We start from the raw sequence: 19,573 nt of genomic DNA, 5'->3' as shown, positions 1-19,573 counted from the left end.
AGGAAGACTCAAGGATGACAGACAGTCCAGTACTGGCACTTGCAAAAGACCTGATCAGCCGCCAGTCCGTAACACCTGAAGATGCAGGTTGTCAGGACCTAATGATCGAGCGTTTAAAAGCGCTCGGTTTTGAAATTGAAGTTATGGTGTTTGAAGACACCACCAACTTTTGGGCGCGTCGCGGTAACGAAGCGCCATTGTTTGCTTTCGCAGGTCACACAGATGTCGTACCCGCAGGCAAGCTAGAGCAATGGGATACACCACCGTTCGAGCCAACCATCATTGATGGTTACCTTCATGGTCGCGGTGCGGCCGATATGAAAGGCTCTTTGGCGGCGATGGTAGTGGCCGTTGAACGCTTCATTGCCGAGCACCCAGATCACAAAGGCTCGATTGGCTTTTTGATCACTTCTGATGAAGAAGGCCCTTTCATTAACGGTACCGTTCGCGTCGTAGAAGCGCTGATGGAACGTGGTGAGAACATCGACATGTGCATCGTTGGTGAGCCTTCTAGTACAGAAATTGTGGGTGATGTTGTGAAAAATGGTCGCCGTGGTTCGATTACCGGAGACCTAACCGTAAAAGGCACACAAGGCCATGTGGCCTACCCTCACCTAGCCAATAACCCTGTTCACGCATCGCTACTTGCCATCCACGAACTGGCAACAACAGAGTGGGATAAAGGCAATGATTACTTCCCACCAACAAGCTTCCAGATTCCCAATGTTTCTGCGGGTACAGGGGCTTCCAACGTGATTCCTGGCGAATTCAACGTTCAATTCAACCTACGTTTTAGCACCGAACTGAACAATGACATTATCGTCCAGCGCGTAACAGAAACACTGAATAAGCATGATCTCAACTACGATCTACATTGGACATTCAACGGCGACCCGTTCTTAACGGACACAGGTGCCCTACTTGATGCTGTGGTCGCTGCAGTAGCGGAAGTGAACAACACCAAACCAGCGCTGCTCACAACGGGTGGTACGTCAGACGGGCGTTTCATTGCTCGCATGGGCGGTCAAGTTGTTGAGCTTGGACCTGTCAATGCCACGATTCACAAAGTGAATGAGTGCGTAAAAGTGGACGATCTTGAGAAGTTGACTGACATGTACGAAAACACCTTAAAACACCTACTCGCGAAGTAATCGCACGTAGTTAACCCATTGATGAGCATACCATGACTCCTGCGCAACTCACCGGAACGACCGATTCTCACCTTCAATCAACCATGGTTGGTCAGAAGGCTTTTTTAATGCATCCCGATGTCGCGAACGATCTGATCAATATGATCGAAGCAGCAACAAAAGCGGGATTTAAAATGGAAATTGCCAGTGGCTTTCGAGACTTTTCTCGCCAGCGAGCAATTTGGAATGGGAAGTTCGAAGGTGAGTTGCCGATTTTAGATTCTAACTCGCTGCCTTTAAATAAGGCTGCGTTAAGTGACGAAGAAAAACTAAAGGCCATTCTTCGCTGGTCGGCTTTGCCAGGAGGAAGTCGCCATCATTGGGGATGTGATTTCGATGTGTATGCTCGCAATTTACTTCCACCAGACACCAAGTTGCAATTGGAACCTTGGGAATATTTAGAAGGTCATCAGCTGGCGTTTTATTGTTGGCTAAAAGATCACATTGATGAGTTCGGCTTTTTCTTCCCTTATCTGCAAGATTTAGGTGGCGTCGCCATTGAACCTTGGCACATTAGCCACAAAGCCATCGGTCAACAATGTGCTGCTCAACTGAACGCCGAAATGCTAAAAGATGAGCTGGTTCGACAAAATCAACAACACAGCATTGCAGGGCTAGAATCGATACTGAATAATTTAGATAGCATCTTATCTACCTATATTCGCAATATCACCCCACCACCGGAGGCGTTATGATCGAATTTCTTACCAACCCTTGGGTGATCATCATTGTGGTCTTGAGTGTGATCATCGGGAACATTGCCGCTCTGAAGTACACCGCCAAAATGAAGTTCAACCAGATGGATAAAGGTCGCAAGAACGATTTGGATCGTCTAAATGAGCTAGATAAAGAACGTTACGGCGACGATGAAAGTAACAAGCACGAACAAAAATAAGCGGCTTTTTAGTCGCTCTTGCTAATTGAGTTAAGCATCAGAATGCTGTGATTTGGACTGTGCTCCGAGCAACGAAAAACGATCAAAAAAGGGACCGAATGGTCCCTTTTTAATTCAACTATCTAACTTACTCTTTCACCACCGCACCAAGGACTGGCACCAGTGATTTCAAGAACTCTTCTTCAACAGGTTTGCCTGATGAATCGGTAATGTTGATAGAAGTGCGGTTGCCCAAGTCCCCTAGCAAGAAGGTGTATTTACCTGCTTTTAGGTCGACTGGTTTCACGCCAATTTCATTCCAGAACTCATCATCTGGAGATGCATACTTCGCTGTTACCGTACCTTGTGACTGGCTGCGCTCTTCAATCGTGAAGCCCATCTTAGGTAAAATGTTCGGTAAACGCTGCCACAATACATTGTATTGCGCACGAGCGATGATAACAGGCAGACCACTGCGGTCTTTGCCCATCGTGACAGGAATCTGTTTCACCAACTCTTGAGCTTTACGCTGCGCTTCTTCACGAACTTCTTGATCGTAACGAGCCGTTACTAAGTTAGTCATGAACACGTTGTAACGCTCGCGGTTAGTCGCAGTCACTTCCTTAACTTGATCGCCTTCACGCCAGTCAATTAAGCTCACTTTGAAACCGTGTCGGCCATTTGCTTCTGCACGAGAGATCTCGTATCGGCTACCAATTTCTAGCTCTTCGTCAGGAGAGTTCCACGTTACCCAACCTGTCTCGATTCGAGAATCGGTTTGGCTTTCCACTGGAATTTTTCTTGCTTCAACCATGCCTTGCACAGTTTGCCAAACTTTATCTAGCTCATCTTTGCGCAATAGCCAAAGTGTCACTTCACCGTTACTACTGCGATCTAGGCGCGCACCAGGAATCAACTCAAGTACTTGCTGAGGTGGACGGATATCAACCGACTTCCCTAAGCCACCCGCATAATTGCCCTGAGGGATGTCATAGTTTGGGTAGAACTGAGGTTGAGCTCCTTGCGGAACGTTCCATGCTTCTAGAGCTGGTGTGTTCAAATACTCGAAATCGTCTTTTGCTTGACGACGTTGGTTGGCACCACCTGAACAGGCAGTCAATACGAATACAGCTAATGAACTTAACACTAACTGGCTTGAAAGCTTCATCTATACTCCTAAAACACTGAGGGCTTAATCGCCCCCAGTATGAACTTCAATCCTAGTAAATACCTGCGTCTGTCAACGCCTGTTCCACGATCGGCTGCGATTTTTCAGAAAGTGCGGTTAAAGGAAGACGCAAGCCACCTTCTTCAATCAAACCCAGCTTATGCGCTGCCCATTTTACTGGGATCGGGCTTGATTCAACGAATAGGTTTTTATGCAGAGTCATCAAACGTTGGTTAATGATTTCTGCCTCTTCGAATTTACCTTCACTTGCCAAATGGAACATGTCTGCCATGTCTTTCGCTGCAATATTGTTCGTTACCGAGATAACACCATTGCCGCCTAGTTTCACGAATTCCAAGCCCGTCGCATCATCACCACTTAGTAAGATAAAATCTTCGCCACAAAGTTCACGGTGAAGTGCAATTCGGCTCAAATCGCCCGTCGCATCTTTTAGAGCAACGATATTATCAAGCTTTGACAAGCGTGCCACTGTCTCAGGTTGCAGATCTACGGCAGTACGACCCGGTACATTGTACAAAATTAGAGGTACGTCACTCGCTTCTGCGATCGCTTTGTAATGCTGGAACAAACCTTCTTGTGTTGGTTTGTTGTAATAAGGCGTCACACTCAAGAAACCTGCGATACCAGAATCCGCGAGTAATTTGCTAAATGTCACGGCTTCGTGGGTTGCATTTGCACCCGTGCCGGCAATCACGGGGATGCGACCGTTGGCAAACTCAACAGTTTTATTAACGACCTTTACATGCTCTTCAATGGTCAGTGTCGCTGACTCACCTGTCGTGCCTACTGCCACAATACCGTCTGTACCCGCTTCGATGTGGTACTCCACTAGCTTTTGTAGACCGTCGAAATCTACTTCACCATCTGCTTTGAATGGTGTAATCAGCGCTACGATACTTCCTGAAAACATGTTTATCTCCCTCATTTAACTCTTTCTGCATGGTACTGTAATGCGATTGAAAAACACAAGAGCGTAAACTCGCTTACAAAGTACAAATGAATGAATAATTATCAGTTGTTAGAGGTCTAGCAACTTAATTGCGCAATTTGGTCTTATTCCCAGCAATTTTGATAATCGTCTTGGTTATCTGGTTCTGTGCCTTAGCAGCCTGAAAGGCTTGTTTTAGCGAGAATGACTTGGATATGTGCCCTTTAATTATCTAGGCGACAGGCCACGGGTAACTTCACCAAAGAATTTTTGCGGCCTATTGTTACGCTCAGAAATATACGCTTTAGCGACATTTATCAAGTCAGGTTTTAGTGAATAAAAAGGCTAGTTTAGCGCCAAATAAACCACTGATAGAGGCTCGCAAAGTTTTCACTGCTCATATTGTACTTATTTTCGGCATTTTCCCTGCTCGATGGCCTTCTGTGTCCCAGTCTACCCCATACTCACTGCTTAGCACTTCACCTTTTTTAATCTCAATTATCCTGCGAACTAAAAAAAGAACTCACTCGATATTTCTCTTCGATATCTGTGCTAACATCTCTCTATTGAAGAAAGGACAAGAAGCTTATTTATGAAGCAACATCTGGTACTTACAGCAGTTGGAACGGATCGTCCGGGCATTTGTAACCAAGTGGTTAAGCTCGTGACTCAAGCTGGTTGTAACATCGTTGATAGCCGCATCGCTATCTTTGGCAATGAATTTACTCTGATCATGCTACTGACTGGAAATGCCAGTCACATCACTCGTGTTGAAACACAGCTGCCACTATTAGGGCAAGAACATGACCTAATCACCATCATGAAGCGAACGTCTGCGCATGAGCTGCTCGACAACAGTTACACGATGGAAGTCTTTATCGAATCTGAAGATCGCCCAGGACTGACAGAGAAATTTACTCAGTTCTTCGCAGACCAACAAATTGGCTTAGACTCGCTCAGCGCACAAACCATTAGCAAATCCAAACTGCAACTTGATGCTGACCAATTTCATATTGCGATCACCGCATCAGTCAGTGCCGATTGCAACCTGATGCAATTACAAGAAGATTTCGATGAACTTTGTAAGTCGCTCAACGTACAAGGTTCTCTGAATTTCATTAAAAACACACTATAAAGTAAAGGAAATTATAATGAATACGCTGACAGCAGGCTCGCCAGCGCCAGCCTTCTCTTTGCTCGACCAAGACGGCAATACTGTTACTCTTGATGACTTTAAAGGCAAGAAAGTCCTTTTCTATTTCTACCCAAAAGCCATGACTCCAGGCTGTACCACGCAAGCAAAGGGCCTGCGTGATGTAAAAGCAGAACTAGATGCGCACAACGTGGTTGTTCTGGGTGTCAGTATCGACCCAGTTAAGCGCCTAGGAAAGTTCATTGAACGTGATGAGCTAAACTTCACGCTACTGTCTGACGAAGACCACGCTGTTGCTGAACAATTCGGTGTGTGGGGCGAAAAGAAATTTATGGGTAAAGTTTACGATGGCCTTCACCGCATCAGCTTCTTAATTAATGAAGAAGGCGTGATTGAGCACGTATTCAACAAGTTCAAAACGAAAGATCACCACGAAGTGGTTCTGAACTACCTAAACGAAAACGCCTAATGCGAGCTCGTTTAGAGTCATACGTTAAGAGTTAACGTTCTAAGAATCGAAAAAGCCCAGCATTGATTGCTGGGCTTTTTATTCAATCGAATAATCACTGAGCTTTGCTCAATGTCGAACGCGTTACTCTTGGACGGGTTCGCTCTCTTCGGTGCTTGGTAGCGCATTCCAAACGGCTTTCACTAACGTCGCTAATGGGATCGCAAAGAAGACTCCCCAGAATCCCCATAAACCGCCAAACACCAGTACCGCAACAATAATCGCAACCGGGTGAAGGTTAACCGCTTCTGAAAATAGAACTGGCACAAGCACATTACCATCTAGCGCTTGGATGATGCCGTAAGCCAGCAACAACCAGTAGAATTGTGGCGTCATGCCCCATTGGAACAAACCAACAATCGCAACCGGTACGGTTACCGCAGCTGCACCAATATATGGAATCAATACCGACAAACCTACAGCAACGGCCAATAATGCGGAGTAACGTAGGTCTAGAATCGCGAATGTTACGTAGCTCACGCCACCAACAATCAAGATTTCCAGCACTTTCCCGCGAATGTAGTTCGAGATTTGCTCGTTCATCTCGTGCCAAACTTTGTTCGCCAGCTTACGGTTTTTCGGCAAAATGCCGCTCGCCATTCTAAGCATTTCTTCTTTGTCTTTAAGTAGGAAGAAAATCAGCAGCGGCACCAAAATCAAGTACACCGCCAATGTGGCAATACTAACTAACGATGCAAGTGAGCCTTTTACCACGCTTTCACCCAAACCTAGTGCTTGGTTTTTCGCGTTGGTCACGACGGTTTCTACAATTTGTAGGTTCGCCAGTTCCGGATGGCGCTCAGGCAACGTCATGATGAACTTTTGCAGCCCGTTATACATGTTCGGAATATCGTTGATTAAGTTACCAACCTGAGTCCAGATCGTCGGAACCAAGCCAAATAAGGCGATCAACATGATGCTGATAAAAATCAGCAGAACAATAATCACTGATAAGGTGCGAGGCACACCCATACGCGACAATTTAACCACTGGCCATTCTAGGAGATATGCTAATACGATCGCCACCAGCAATGGCGCAATCAAATGCCCAAAGAAGTAAATGGTGATAAAACCAAACAGCAAAATGGCGACAAGGCTTACTGCGTGGGGATCTGAGAAGCGGCGTTGATACCAACGACTTACCATTTCGAACATCTTATGCGGATTCCTTATTGAAAACAGTCAATGTGTAGTGCTCTGGTGTAGATTGGCAATCAACCACGTACCCTTGGGTACGAAGGTAATTCACAATGTCTCGTTTAGAGCTGTTATCCACCACTTGAATGACAAGGTGATGATACTGCAATTCTTCATCCTGAAAGACCTCAGCAGCGTGACGCTTGGCAAGTAACAGCGCCATTGGGCAGCGTTGCTCGCGCAAATCAAGTAACATGGATTCCATTGTATTGCTCTGCACTTATGATAGGGTTGTATTGTAACGGCTTTTTGAGCTGGTGCTAGCACTTCTGACATGATTTGACCGCATGCTGAAATGACTCGGATATAAAACAATTTACGAAACCAATTCATTTATTTTTGGTCTTAGTGCTAGCCTATTCATCCTAGAGGATGACCATAAAGTATAGTGGTGATGTTGTGAGGTACTCGACCTCCAACCACGTACTTAGGTATTTTGGAGAATCTTTAAACCGTATGTTAAAACGCACTCGCTCGCTCGTTTGTTTGTGCCTTGCCGCTGCAATCAGTTCACCAACAACTTACGCCAATAGCATCGACTTGCCTGATATTGGTACGGCAGCTGGCGGCACGCTTTCTATAGACCAAGAGTTGATTTATGGCGACGCGTACATGCGCATGCTCAGAGCCAGTAAGCCTATCGTCAACGATCCGGTCATCAACGAATATATCGATTCCCTCGGACACCGCCTCGTGGCCAACGCGAACGATGTAAAAACGCCGTTCCACTTCTTCATGATTCGTGATCGTAATATCAACGCCTTTGCCTTTTTTGGCGGTTACGTTGCATTGCACTCAGGGCTATTTCTTCATGCTCGTAGCGAAAGTGAACTCGCATCCGTTGTCGCGCACGAAATTGCACACGTAACACAGCGCCACCTAGCGCGCAGTATGGAAGACCAGGCAAGACGCTCTCCAGCGACTTTAGCCGCGCTTGCTGGTGCATTATTACTTTCGATTGCTTCACCAGAAGCAGGCATGGCAGCGATTACCGCCGCAACAGCAGGCAACATGCAAAGCCAAATCAACTACACTCGCTCAAACGAGAAAGAAGCCGACCGCTTCGGCATCGCAACCTTGGCGAAAGCAGGATTTGATGTGCAAGCAATGCCGCGTTTCTTTGGCCGTTTAGCCGATGAATACCGCTACGCGAGCAAACCGCCACCAATGCTACTGACTCACCCTTTACCAGAAGACCGTGTAGCAGATAGCCGTCAACGTGCACAAGCCTATCCCCCAATGCGCATTGCACCTTCTATCGATTACCATTTGGCGCGCGCGCGCATTGTGGCGCGATATGCCGGTATCGACGGACAAGCCGCACTAGGTTGGTTTGAGCGTACTCAAAAGAAAGCTTCAGCGGACATCATGCCGTCATTTGATTACGGCCGAGCGCTGGTTCATCTGGACAACAAACGCTTATCACAAGCAGAACCGATTTTGAAAAAACTGTTAGCGCAAGATCCGGGAAACCCATTCTATTTAGATGCAATGACCGATCTATACATCGAGAAAAAACAGCCACAAAAAGCCGTTGAGTTGCTAAATAGCGCGCTAAAGCGTAATCCTCAAAACAAAGTATTAACCATTAACTACGCCAACGCGTTGCTTGAAGCAAACCAAAATGATCAAGCGGTGCGTACGCTTCAGCGTTATACACACGATAACCCAGAAGATAGCAATGGCTGGCAGCTATTATCGAAAGGCTATCATGCCCTTGGACGTAGTGATGAAGAGCTTGCAGCTCGCGCGGAAATTCTGGCACTAAGAGCAAACTGGAATAAAGCGATTCAATATTACAGTGAAGCAAGTAAAATGGCCGAATTGGGTAGCTTAGAACAAGCGCGATACGATGCTCGTATCGACCAACTCATGATCCAACGAGATCGATTCATGGCATTACAATAACGAAATGGAGAAAACCATGTCAGTCGTGATTTATCACAACCCACGTTGCTCAAAGAGCCGTCAAACTCTTGAGTTACTTGAGCAAAATGGTGTTACACCGGAAGTCGTAAAATACCTAGACACGCCACTAAATGTGGATGAACTAAAAGCGCTATACGCTCAACTCGGTTTCTCATCAGTACGTGAAATGATGCGTACAAAAGAAGACGTTTACAAAGAACTTGGCTTAGGCGAAGCATCAGTAAGTGATGAACAACTGTTCGAAGCGATGGCGCGAAACCCAAAATTGTTCGAACGTCCCGTTGTTGTAGCAAACGGCAAAGCTAAAATTGGTCGCCCACCAGAGCAAGTGTTGGATATTCTATAAATGGATTGCCAGATCCTTATTTTGTACTTCAGCCGTCATGGCTCAACAAAACAACTGGCAAGACAGATAGCAAGAGGAGTCGAATCGACTCCTCAATGCCAAGCAATTTTGCGTACAGTTGAAGAATTGTCACCTCACTCACATACCCCTTCCGATCCAATTGTTACTCTAGAGGAACTGAAAAAGTGCGACGGTCTAGCGTTCGGTAGTCCCGTTTGGTTTGGCAATATGGCAGCACCTTTAAAGCACTTTTGGGATCAAACCACCCCTTTGTGGGTTAGCGGTGACTTAATCGATAAGCCAGCTTGTGTATTTACCTCATCATCTTCGATGCATGGTGGTCAGGAGACCACACTTCAAAGCATGATGACGCCACTACTGCATCACGGGATGATGGTACTTGGTATTCCTTACGCTGAACCAGAGCTGCATTCGACCCAATCTGGTGGCACGCCCTACGGTGCCAGCAGTGTAGGACACGAACCAAGTCTCACAGCAGAGGAGACTCGTCTGGCACAACAATTAGGTAAACGACTAGCAACAGCAGCGTTAAAGCTCAAAGCTTGTCACTAATACCAATATTAATAATCAGTAGAATTGGTATCAATTCAAGGATAGAGAATCGATGTCTGACTCTTTCGAAGAACAACCACCTCTTGGTGCTCAAGCAAAAACGTATCGCTACCTCGCTTTGTTCGGCAACTTAGCTTTATTAGCATGGGTCGCGATCTGGCAACTCGCTTTATCTCCTCATCCTCATCTGAGTAGCACAACACTCGCGATTGCATGGTGTATTCCGTTATTGCTACCGTTACCTGGCATCTTAGCGGGCAAACCTTACACGCATGCGTGGGCGAACTTTGTCTTGATGCTGTATTTCTTGCACGCCCTCACTATCTTGTACGTGGACGGTGGTGAACGGTGGTTGGCAGCGGTTGAGCTGGTGCTTACCTCTCTTGGTTTTGCTGGCAATATTTTGTTTGCTCGTGCTCGAGGAAAAGAGCTAGGCCTTAAACTCAAACGCTTGTCACAAGTAGAAAAAGAAGAAAAAGCGAAGTTCAATAAGTAACTTCTCTGATTCAAAAACAAAAAGAGTCGCAATTGCGACTCTTTCTTTATTCTATGCCCAAACGCGGATTAACTTTGCGAAGTAGAATTCCACTCATAAATCAGATCGTATTGATCTTGCACTTGAGGAATCACAACAGGCTGTTGTACTTGCGCTGCTGGCACAGTTTCCTCAACGGCTTGAACCACCGTTTTTGGTTGCCCTTCTACAGCTTGAGCCTCTGAAGGTAGAGTTTCTACCGATTGATCTTCCGATGGCGTCACTTCTTCAACGTCACCGAGTGGATCTTCAAATTCCATCAATTGTGAGATAGACGAAGCCTCTTGCTCAAATGCTTGTTGTGAAGCAAGCAAATGAATAGTCAGCGTTAACTCACTGCCTTGTACACGCTTGATTTCTGTGCCCGCCACTGAATTCAATTTGGTAAGTGCATTTTCTAAACGGAAGAAATCAGCAGCAGACGTTACATTTAACACTTTCACGGTCACAGCTTTAGAAGACTTGCCTGAGACAACAACGGCGTTTTTACTTGCGTAGTAATCAGCAATACCATCCACCATTGCGGAAATAGCGTCTGCACCGGTTGCCGACCCGCTGCGTGGAGAAGTTTGCGCATCAATAATCTTTGCAGGCGCTTGGTCATACAAAGTCCAACGAATTTGCTCGCCTTGCGCACGAATAATTAATACCGCGTCCGCTGGGTAACGCTGGCTGGCTTGGCTAATCGGTTCAATGAAACCGCCCCAAAGATCAGACGTGTTCACGCCCGTGACGTCGTCAAAATCCCCAACAGGAATCGTAATTGGAAGGCCACGAGCTTCCGTTGCTTTTTTCAACGCAGCAACGTTGGCAGAATCAGAATGTTCCCATGCAATTGCGCGGTCGTAATCTTGCTCTTCCACCAGCCAAACCAAAATATTGGCACGATTCGGTGACCATGAAGGCAACTGAGCTTGAGTCAAAAGCGATTGAATTTGCCCACTGTTAAACAACATTTTAAGACTTGCTTTGCCTTCAACTTGGCTTTTCCCAAGCTGAGAAATATAGCGAGAGCTAGAACTCAGCGCCTTTTGGATAACAGGGTTGCTTAGAGAAGATTGAGAACCAGTCGCTCGAACAATCACATCTTTCATACCTTGTTCACGAGCCGCAGACTCACCGTCGTTCTGCTCACTGTCGATAACCACTTCGGCACGATAGATATCTACCTGAGTTAATGCATACACCGGCAGGGACAACCAACCGATCAGTAAGAGAGCTAAATAGCGCATAGTTTTCATAATCCTCTAAACAAGAACCCGCATAATAAGCAACTATCAAATCTTGAGCAAGGCGCGTACTGAGTGAATTGTTTGTAGTTTGACCAAGTTAATGCCGTTTTTTGCATCACTAGGTGATTAATTAACGTTACCCCATCAACATGAACTCATATCGATGCATATTGAAAGACATAAAACCTGATATTCATTGCTCTTGAAGCTTCATTTTAAAGAGCGCTTATTAGATCACAGCACATCGATATTCTTTGAATGGCTTAATTTGGACTCGTAAAATCGTCCATTTTGCAAGCAACCAACTCTCAAAACATTCGTTTGGGTGATAAATTCATTCGAAAGTTTGATCTAATCAACGTTGCAAACGATTGCAGGATGATAGAATCCGTCGGATTTGTCTGCGTATCTTTGAAATAGGGAATTATTATGAAAAATGCGTTACAAGGCGCTCAAATGCTCTTTGTCGCTTTTGGTGCTCTCGTGCTCGTGCCGCTTCTGACTGGTCTCGATCCAAACGTAGCCCTCTTTGGTGCCGGTGTCGGTACTCTCCTCTTCCAATTAATCACTAAACGTTCTGTCCCAATCTTCCTTGCCTCTTCTTTTGCGTTTATTGCTCCTATTATGTTCGGTATCCAAACTTGGGGTATTGGTGCAACTATGGGTGGCTTGATGGCGGCAGGTTTGGTTTACGTTGCACTTGGCGCGATGATCAAAGTGCGTGGTGTAGGGTTTATCCATAAGATTTTGCCACCGGTTGTAGTTGGCCCAGTGATCATGGTTATAGGCCTTGGCCTTGCGCCAACGGCAGTTAACATGGCGGTAGGTAAAACGGGCGACGGTGCGGTTCAGTTAGTAAATGGCGATGCTGCGGTCATTATCTCTGCGGTTTCGCTGCTAACGACGATTGCACTTAGCGTGTTCGCAAAAGGGTTCCTAAAACTGGTTCCTATCGTGGGTGGTATTTTGGCGGGCTATTCAGTATCCCTATTCTACGGTGTGGTTGACTTTACACCTGTGGCTCAAGCAGCTTGGCTTGCAATGCCCAACTTCACCATGCCTGAGTTCAACATCAACGCGATTCTATTCATGATCCCAGTTGCAATCGCTCCTGCGGTAGAGCACGTGGGTGACATGTTGGCTATCTCAAATGTAACGGGTAAAAACTACCTGAAGAAACCAGGCCTACACCGCACTATCGCGGGTGACGGAATCGCGACAATTGCAGCATCAATGGTTGGTGCGCCGCCAAACACTACTTACAGTGAAGTAACAGGCGCGGTAATGCTGACCAAAGCTTTCAACCCAGTGATCATGACTTGGGCTGCCATTACCGCTATTGTTCTTGCGCTGGTAGGTAAGCTAGGTGCGATTCTGCAAACCATTCCTGTGCCAGTAATGGGCGGCATCATGATTCTTCTGTTCGGTTCTATCGCAACCGTCGGTTTGAATACGCTGATTAAAAACAACGTTGATCTACACAAGTCTCGTAACCTGGTGATCGTTGCAGTAACACTGGTATTTGGTATCGGTGGTATGGCTTTCGGTATCGGCGAGTTCAGCCTACAAGGTGTAAGCCTATGTGGTATCGTGGCAATCCTTCTTAACCTAGTGCTGCCACACGACCTTGGTGAAAACCACGTGGTTGATAACGCTCAAATGGAAGAAGAAAGCGCGAAGTAATTCGACTGCGCGACTTTTAAGTGGCGCACTTTAACCTTTCTAAATAAATAAACAGCAACAAAAAAGGCTTGGTGAAAACCAAGCCTTTGTTTTATTCGGAGTAACTAATTACTTAGTACCGAAAATCTTATCACCTGCATCACCAAGACCAGGAACGATGTAGCCTTTGTCGTTTAGCTTCTCATCGATTGCCGCAGTGTAAAGCTCAACGTCTGGGTGCGCTTTTTCTAGTGCTTCAATACCTTCTGGAGCAGCAACTAGAACAAGAACTTTAATTGACTGACAGCCTTTCTCTTTTAGTAGGTCGATAGTTGCGATCATAGAACCGCCAGTTGCTAGCATTGGGTCAACAACTAGAGCAATACGCTCATCAATGTTAGACGCTAGCTTGTTGAAGTAAGGTACTGGCTCAAGTGTTTCTTCATCACGGTAAATACCAACAACACTGATACGAGCGCTTGGCATGTGCTCAAGAACGCCATCCATCATACCTAGACCTGCACGTAGGATTGGCACTACTGTTACTTTTTTACCTTTGATTTGGTCAACTTCTACCGGACCGTTCCAACCTTCAATGGTTACTTTCTCTGTTTCAAAGTCTGCTGTCGCTTCGTAAGTAAGTAGGCTACCGACTTCTGTCGCTAACTCACGAAAACGCTTTGTGCTGATATCACCTTCTCTCATTAGACCAATTTTGTGTTTTACAAGAGGGTGCTTTACTTCAACAACTTTCATGTCCATCTCCGGCTATAGTTGGCAATATTTAAACAAACCTTCAGATTATACATGATTTTCACAGGGATTTCAGGATATATCACTAAAGAAAAAAACCGACGCAAACGTTTGCTATCTGTATTTAACCACTGGTAGAATAGCGCCGTTTTCATATCCAACTTAAATACCGAGGACTTCCCTGTGAGTGGTAACAACTCTTCTCTTAGCTATAAAGACGCTGGTGTCGATATTGATGCAGGCAATGCGCTTGTAGATCGTATTAAGGGTGCGGTGAAACGTACTCGTCGCCCTGAAGTGATGGGTGGTATCGGTGGTTTTGGCGCTTTATGCGAATTGCCAACCAAATACAAACAACCTGTACTGGTTTCTGGTACTGACGGTGTAGGCACAAAACTTCGCCTAGCACTGGATATGAACAAGCACGACACTATCGGCATCGACCTAGTGGCAATGTGTGTAAACGACCTAATCGTTCAAGGTGCCGAGCCCCTATTCTTCCTAGATTACTACGCGACTGGCAAGCTAGATGTAGACACAGCAGCAGACGTGGTTTCTGGTATTGCTGATGGCTGTGTTCAAGCTGGTTGTGCACTTATCGGTGGTGAAACCGCTGAAATGCCAGGCATGTACGAAGGCGAAGACTACGACGTTGCGGGTTTCTGTGTAGGCGTAGTAGAAAAAGAAGACGTGATTGACGGCACTAAAGTAGCAGCAGGCGACGCACTGATCGCTGTCGGCTCAAGCGGTCCACACTCAAACGGTTACTCACTGATCCGTAAGATTCTAGAAGTTTCTGGCGCAGATAAAAACGAAGAGCTAGCAGGTCGCACTATCGGTGAGCACCTACTGGAACCAACGAAGATTTACATCAAATCCGCACTTAAGATGATTGAGAAACACGATATCCACGCGATTTCTCACATTACGGGTGGTGGTTTCTGGGAAAACATCCCTCGCGTACTGCCTGAAGGCACAAAAGCCGTTATCGACGGTAACAGCTGGGAATGGCCAATCATTTTCAAATGGCTGCAAGAGAAAGGCAACGTTGAAACGCACGAAATGTACCGTACGTTCAACTGTGGTGTTGGTCTAGTCGTTGCACTACCAAAAGACCAAGCAGACGCGGCGGTTGCACTTCTTAAAGAAGAAGGCGAAAACGCATGGGTGATTGGTGAAATTGCTCAAGCAGAAGCAAATGAAGAGCAAGTTGAAATCAACTAACTTGTGAATCACGCTAAAAAATAAAATGAATGAGGACGCCACGTCCTCATTCTGCTATCTGGAACATCGAAAACCATTCTAATAGTAGGTAATTTATAGAACCTACAATATCAAGGCAGTCCCAACATCATGAAAAACATCGTGGTCCTAATTTCAGGTAACGGCAGTAACTTACAAGCCATTTTAGAAGCTTGTGAAAACAACATGCCTAACGCACACGTTGCAGCAGTATTTTCTAATAAATCTGACGCATACGGTCTAGAACGTGCAAAACAGTTTAGTGTTGATGGCCACTTTGTTGACCCTAAAGCGTTCGAGTCACGCGAGGCATTCGATGCCGAGTTGATGCAACAAATTGACAAGTATCAGCCCAATGTTGTCGTTCTTGCTGGGTACATGCGCATTCTTAGCGGTGCATTTGTTTCGCACTATCTCGGTAAGATGATCAACATTCACCCTTCTCTTCTACCTAAATACCCGGGTTTACACACCCACCAGCGCGCGATTGACGCCAAAGACAAAGAGCACGGTACAAGTGTTCACTTTGTCACAGAAGAGTTAGACGGCGGTCCCGTAGTTCTTCAAGCAAAAGTGCCAGTATTTGAAGATGATGATGCAGCAGCACTCGCTGCGCGTGTACAAACTCAAGAGCACACCATTTACCCTATCGTGACTAAATGGCTCGTTGAAGAGCGTTTAATCATGCAAGATGGCAAAGCTTGGTTAGATGGCAAAGAACTCGGTCCTCATGGCTACGCAGCCGCTGAAGAAGAATAAGTACTTTTTAACGCAAAAAAGCCTGGCAATGCCAGGCTTTTTATTTTACGAGTCAGAAATTACCAACCAGTTACTTCACGTAGACCTTGACCGATGTCTGCTAGAGACTTAACTGTCTTAACGCCTGCCGCTTCTAGTGCAGCAAATTTATCTTCAGCAGTACCTTTACCACCAGAGATAATCGCACCAGCGTGGCCCATACGCTTACCCGGAGGAGCAGTTACACCAGCGATGTAAGAAACAACTGGCTTAGTTACATTCTCTTTAATGAACGCCGCCGCTTCTTCTTCTGCTGTGCCACCGATTTCACCGATCATTACGATCGCTTCAGTTTCTGGGTCTTCTTGGAACAGTTTTAGAATATCAATGAAGTTTGAACCTGGGATTGGGTCACCACCGATACCAACACACGTAGACTGACCGAAGCCTTCATCTGTAGTTTGTTTAACTGCTTCGTAAGTTAGAGTACCAGAGCGAGATACGATACCTACTTTACCTTTCTTGTGGATGTGACCAGGCATGATACCGATCTTACACTCATCTGGAGTAATAACACCCGGACAGTTAGGACCGATCATACGAACGCCAGTTTCTTCTAGCTTCACTTTCACGTCGATCATATCTGTTGTAGGAATACCTTCAGTGATGGTTACGATTAGCTCGATACCCGCATCAATCGCTTCTAGGATCGCATCTTTACAGAAAGGTGCTGGAACGTATATTACTGTTGCAGTTGCACCAGTCGCTTCTACTGCTTCGCGTACTGTGTTGAATACAGGTAGACCTAGGTGAGTTTGGCCACCTTTACCTGGAGACACACCACCTACCATTTGCGTACCGTATGCGATAGCTTGCTCTGAGTGGAAAGTACCTTGACCACCAGTGAAACCCTGACAGATTACTTTAGTGTCTTTGTTAATTAATACAGACATTATTTAGCCTCCGCAGCAGCAACAACTTTCTGAGCAGCATCCGTTAGCGACTCAGCAGCAATGATATCAACATCAGAATTAGCAAGCACTTCGCGACCTAGGTCTGCGTTAGTACCTTCTAGACGAACAACAACAGGTACGTTTACACCTACCTCTTTAACTGCACCGATAATACCTTCTGCGATCATGTCACAACGAACGATACCACCGAAGATGTTTACGAGTACCGCTTTCACATTGTCATCAGATAGGATGATCTTGAATGCTTCAGCAACGCGTTCTTTAGTTGCGCCGCCACCTACATCTAGGAAGTTCGCTGGTTTGCCGCCATGTAGGTTTACGATATCCATCGTACCCATTGCTAGGCCTGCACCGTTAACCATACAGCCAACGTTGCCATCTAGTGCTACGTAGTTCAGTTCCCACTGAGCTGCGTGCGCTTCACGCTCATCTTCTTGTGATGGATCGTGCATTTCACGTAGCTTAGGCTGACGGTAAAGTGCGTTTGAGTCGATGTTGATCTTACCGTCAAGACATAGCAGGTTGCCTTCAGCAGTAATCACAAGCGGGTTGATCTCTAGTAGAGCAAGGTCGTACTGAGAAAACATAGTGCCAAGACCCAGAAAGATCTTAACGAATTGTTTGATTTGGTCACCTTCAAGACCAAGTTTGAACGCAAGCTCACGACCTTGGTAAGCTTGAGGGCCGACTAGTGGATCGATGGCTGCTTTGTGGATTAGCTCCGGCGTTTCTTCCGCAACTTTTTCGATTTCCACACCGCCTTCTGTAGAAGCCATGAAAACGATCTTACGGCTAGCACGGTCAACTACCGCACCTAAGTAAAGTTCGTTGGCAATGTTTGACGCTTCTTCAACAAGGATTTTTGTAACTGGCTGACCATTTGCATCTGTTTGGTAAGTTACTAGATTTTTACCTAGCCACTTTTGCGCAAACTCTTTTACACCTTCTTTAGTGTCGTGAAGCTCTACGCCACCCGCTTTACCGCGGCCACCAGCGTGAACCTGACACTTGACTACTTTCTTTGCTGTGCTGATACGGCCTGCTGCTTCAAACGCTTCTTGTGGTGTATCACATGCGTAGCCTTCTGGCACAGGCAAACCGAATTCTGCAAACAGCTGTTTGGCTTGGTATTCATGCAAATTCATTTCGATATTCCGTTTGTTTTTCCCTTGAGGGATTTATTATTTCCATAACGCTGCAGTCTTGGCTGCTTGTACGTCTGTAGGGTCTTCTCAAGTAAATCACTGAGTGATTCAAATGAAGGCCAGACGTTGAGCTAGTCTAGCCATTGAAATTTTCAACGTCTAGCCACCCTAGGTAACTAGACGTTTTAGCGATATTAAACGTCTAATAGGAGACGCGCTGGATCTTCTAGTAGCTCTTTAATCGTTACTAGGAAGCCAACTGACTCACGGCCATCGATCAAACGGTGGTCGTAAGATAGCGCTAGGTACATCATCGGTAGGATTTCAACTTTACCGTTTACAGCCATCGGGCGTTCTTGGATTTTATGCATACCAAGGATTGCCGATTGCGGTGGGTTGATGATAGGCGTAGACATTAGAGAACCGAACACACCACCGTTAGTGATAGTGAAGTTACCCCCCATCAACTCATCTACTGTTAACTTGCCATCACGACCTTTGATCGCTAGCTCTTTGATGCCTTTTTCAACATCTGCAAAACCAAGCTTGTCACAGTCTTTTAGCACTGGAGTTACTAGACCACGTGGCGTTGATACCGCCATGCTAATGTCAAAGTAATTGTGGTAAACGATATCATCACCATCGATTGATGCATTTACTTCTGGGTAACGTTTTAGTGCTTCTGTCACTGCTTTCACATAGAAAGACATGAAGCCAAGACGAATACCGTGACGCTCTTCGAACTGGTCTTTGTATTGCTTACGAAGATCCATGATTGGCTTCATGTTCACTTCGTTAAACGTCGTTAGCATTGCGGTGCTGTTTTTCGCTTCCAATAGGCGGTTTGCAACCGTCTTACGTAGGCGAGTCATTGGCACACGCTTCTCACTACGAGCGTTTGCTGGTGCTTCAACTGCTGGAGCATCAGCTTTTGGAGCCGCTTTAGCGTTTGCTAGATGCGCTTCGATATCTTCACGAGTAATACGACCGCCAACACCAGTACCTTTAACTTGGTGTGCTTCTAGACCATGTTCCGCAAGTAGACGACGAACGGCAGGGCTAAGTGCATCATTGCTTTCTTCAGTCAGTGTCGCTTTGTGACGCTTATCTGGAGAAGCTTCTGTTGCTTCTGTTTTGTCTGCGGTTGGCTCGCCCGCAACAGCGCCGGCTTTCAATTTAGCAAGAAGTTGCTTTGAAAGTACCGTAGCACCTTCTACTTCAAGAATGGCTTCTAAAACGCCGGCTTCTGGAGCTGGCACTTCTAGTACAACTTTGTCAGTTTCAATATCAACCAGAACTTCATCACGCTCTACGGTGTCGCCTGGTTGTTTGTGCCATGTCGCCACGGTTGCATCAGCAACTGATTCAGGTAAATCTGGAACCAGAATTTCAATTGTCATATCTG

General features: G+C 46.0%; 21 protein-coding genes. 12 read left to right on the top strand and 9 right to left on the bottom strand.

Annotated features, from left to right (window positions below; translation table 11 throughout):
• The first annotated feature begins 14 nt into the window (after positions 1-14).
• Genes dapE through ACYJZR_RS04290 form a run of 3 tightly spaced genes read left to right on the top strand, consistent with a single transcriptional unit; the run spans position 15 to position 2,085 of the window.
• Complete coding sequence (gene dapE / locus ACYJZR_RS04300; RefSeq protein ID WP_406966420.1) at positions 15-1,151, top strand: succinyl-diaminopimelate desuccinylase; 1,137 nt, start codon at positions 15-17, stop codon at positions 1,149-1,151.
• A gap of 32 nt (positions 1,152-1,183) precedes the next feature.
• Positions 1,184-1,885, top strand: coding sequence for a M15 family metallopeptidase (locus tag ACYJZR_RS04295; protein ID WP_406966419.1), 702 nt, complete (start codon positions 1,184-1,186; stop codon positions 1,883-1,885).
• Entirely contained in the window at positions 1,882-2,085 is a 204-nt protein-coding gene (locus ACYJZR_RS04290; protein ID WP_005494327.1) for a DUF2897 family protein, read from the top strand. Before ACYJZR_RS04295 ends, ACYJZR_RS04290 begins: the two co-directional genes overlap by 4 nt.
• A 127-nt stretch (positions 2,086-2,212) precedes the next feature.
• Here ACYJZR_RS04290 and bamC read toward each other — a convergent pair whose 3' ends face one another.
• Together bamC and dapA are read right to left on the bottom strand one after the other, a co-directional pair.
• The gene (bamC, locus tag ACYJZR_RS04285) at positions 2,213-3,232 is read right to left on the bottom strand and encodes an outer membrane protein assembly factor BamC (RefSeq protein WP_005494324.1); all 1,020 of its coding nucleotides are present in this window, start codon (positions 3,230-3,232) and stop codon (positions 2,213-2,215) included.
• Positions 3,233-3,284: 52 nt separating this feature from the next.
• Positions 3,285-4,163, bottom strand: coding sequence for a 4-hydroxy-tetrahydrodipicolinate synthase (dapA, locus tag ACYJZR_RS04280; protein ID WP_005457716.1), 879 nt, complete (start codon positions 4,161-4,163; stop codon positions 3,285-3,287).
• A gap of 610 nt (positions 4,164-4,773) precedes the next feature.
• Here dapA and ACYJZR_RS04275 point away from each other — a divergent pair.
• Together ACYJZR_RS04275 and bcp are read left to right on the top strand one after the other, a co-directional pair.
• Positions 4,774-5,316: a glycine cleavage system transcriptional repressor gene (locus ACYJZR_RS04275; RefSeq protein ID WP_005465166.1), complete on the top strand. Its 543-nt coding sequence runs from the start codon at positions 4,774-4,776 to the stop codon at positions 5,314-5,316.
• A gap of 16 nt (positions 5,317-5,332) precedes the next feature.
• Complete coding sequence (bcp, locus tag ACYJZR_RS04270; RefSeq protein WP_005481097.1) at positions 5,333-5,803, top strand: thioredoxin-dependent thiol peroxidase; 471 nt, start codon at positions 5,333-5,335, stop codon at positions 5,801-5,803.
• Positions 5,804-5,926: 123 nt separating this feature from the next.
• On the opposite strand, the gene ACYJZR_RS04265 is transcribed toward bcp, so the two are convergent.
• Positions 5,927-6,997, bottom strand: a complete 1,071-nt coding sequence (locus ACYJZR_RS04265; RefSeq protein ID WP_005457764.1) for an AI-2E family transporter — start codon at positions 6,995-6,997, stop codon at positions 5,927-5,929.
• Between the two features lies 1 nt (position 6,998).
• A complete protein-coding gene (locus ACYJZR_RS04260; protein WP_005494320.1) occupies positions 6,999-7,235 on the bottom strand; it encodes a sulfurtransferase TusA family protein in 237 nt (78 codons plus the stop codon).
• 260 nt (positions 7,236-7,495) lie between these two features.
• Here ACYJZR_RS04260 and bepA point away from each other — a divergent pair, with 260 nt between their 5' ends.
• The 4 genes from bepA to ACYJZR_RS04240 are packed head-to-tail and all read left to right on the top strand — an operon-like array spanning position 7,496 to position 10,383.
• Positions 7,496-8,947, top strand: a complete 1,452-nt coding sequence (gene bepA, locus ACYJZR_RS04255; protein ID WP_005457720.1) for a beta-barrel assembly-enhancing protease — start codon at positions 7,496-7,498, stop codon at positions 8,945-8,947.
• A gap of 16 nt (positions 8,948-8,963) precedes the next feature.
• Positions 8,964-9,314, top strand: a complete 351-nt coding sequence (gene arsC / locus ACYJZR_RS04250; protein WP_031853939.1) for an arsenate reductase (glutaredoxin) — start codon at positions 8,964-8,966, stop codon at positions 9,312-9,314.
• Positions 9,315-9,887: an NAD(P)H:quinone oxidoreductase gene (wrbA, locus tag ACYJZR_RS04245; protein WP_005457725.1), complete on the top strand. Its 573-nt coding sequence runs from the start codon at positions 9,315-9,317 to the stop codon at positions 9,885-9,887.
• 52 nt (positions 9,888-9,939) lie between these two features.
• Positions 9,940-10,383, top strand: coding sequence for a DUF2069 domain-containing protein (locus ACYJZR_RS04240; RefSeq protein WP_005457718.1), 444 nt, complete (start codon positions 9,940-9,942; stop codon positions 10,381-10,383).
• A 68-nt stretch (positions 10,384-10,451) separates the two neighbouring features.
• On the opposite strand, the gene ACYJZR_RS04235 is transcribed toward ACYJZR_RS04240, so the two are convergent.
• Positions 10,452-11,654: a DUF2066 domain-containing protein gene (locus ACYJZR_RS04235; RefSeq protein WP_406966418.1), complete on the bottom strand. Its 1,203-nt coding sequence runs from the start codon at positions 11,652-11,654 to the stop codon at positions 10,452-10,454.
• Positions 11,655-12,083: 429 nt separating this feature from the next.
• On the opposite strand from ACYJZR_RS04235, the gene ACYJZR_RS04230 reads away from it, so the two are divergent.
• On the top strand, positions 12,084-13,337 hold the full coding sequence (locus tag ACYJZR_RS04230) for a uracil-xanthine permease family protein (RefSeq protein WP_005457676.1): 1,254 nt from the start codon (positions 12,084-12,086) through the stop codon (positions 13,335-13,337).
• A 108-nt stretch (positions 13,338-13,445) separates the two neighbouring features.
• Here the strand turns inward: ACYJZR_RS04230 and upp are convergent, their stop codons facing one another.
• Positions 13,446-14,072: a uracil phosphoribosyltransferase gene (upp, locus tag ACYJZR_RS04225; protein ID WP_005457783.1), complete on the bottom strand. Its 627-nt coding sequence runs from the start codon at positions 14,070-14,072 to the stop codon at positions 13,446-13,448.
• 180 nt (positions 14,073-14,252) lie between these two features.
• Between upp and purM the strand changes: the two genes are divergently transcribed.
• Positions 14,253-15,293, top strand: a complete 1,041-nt coding sequence (gene purM, locus ACYJZR_RS04220; RefSeq protein WP_005457724.1) for a phosphoribosylformylglycinamidine cyclo-ligase — start codon at positions 14,253-14,255, stop codon at positions 15,291-15,293.
• 129 nt (positions 15,294-15,422) lie between these two features.
• Entirely contained in the window at positions 15,423-16,070 is a 648-nt protein-coding gene (gene purN / locus ACYJZR_RS04215) for a phosphoribosylglycinamide formyltransferase (protein ID WP_406966417.1), read from the top strand.
• A gap of 59 nt (positions 16,071-16,129) precedes the next feature.
• On the opposite strand, the gene sucD is transcribed toward purN, so the two are convergent.
• From sucD to odhB, 3 genes are all read right to left on the bottom strand, one after another.
• Positions 16,130-17,002 carry a succinate--CoA ligase subunit alpha gene (gene sucD / locus ACYJZR_RS04210; RefSeq protein WP_005486020.1) on the bottom strand — a complete coding sequence of 291 codons (873 nt, stop codon included), beginning with the start codon at positions 17,000-17,002 and terminating at the stop codon, positions 16,130-16,132.
• Entirely contained in the window at positions 17,002-18,168 is a 1,167-nt protein-coding gene (gene sucC / locus ACYJZR_RS04205; RefSeq protein WP_080524738.1) for an ADP-forming succinate--CoA ligase subunit beta, read from the bottom strand. Before sucC ends, sucD begins: the two co-directional genes overlap by 1 nt.
• A gap of 194 nt (positions 18,169-18,362) precedes the next feature.
• Entirely contained in the window at positions 18,363-19,568 is a 1,206-nt protein-coding gene (gene odhB, locus ACYJZR_RS04200) for a 2-oxoglutarate dehydrogenase complex dihydrolipoyllysine-residue succinyltransferase (RefSeq protein WP_024702833.1), read from the bottom strand.
• Between the last annotated feature and the right edge of the window lie 5 nt (positions 19,569-19,573).

The sequence above is a fragment of the Vibrio sp. RC2502 genome (genome assembly GCF_054850435.1).
Note: the sequence above shows the minus strand (reverse complement) of the source record. Positions and strands in the feature narration are given on the sequence as shown.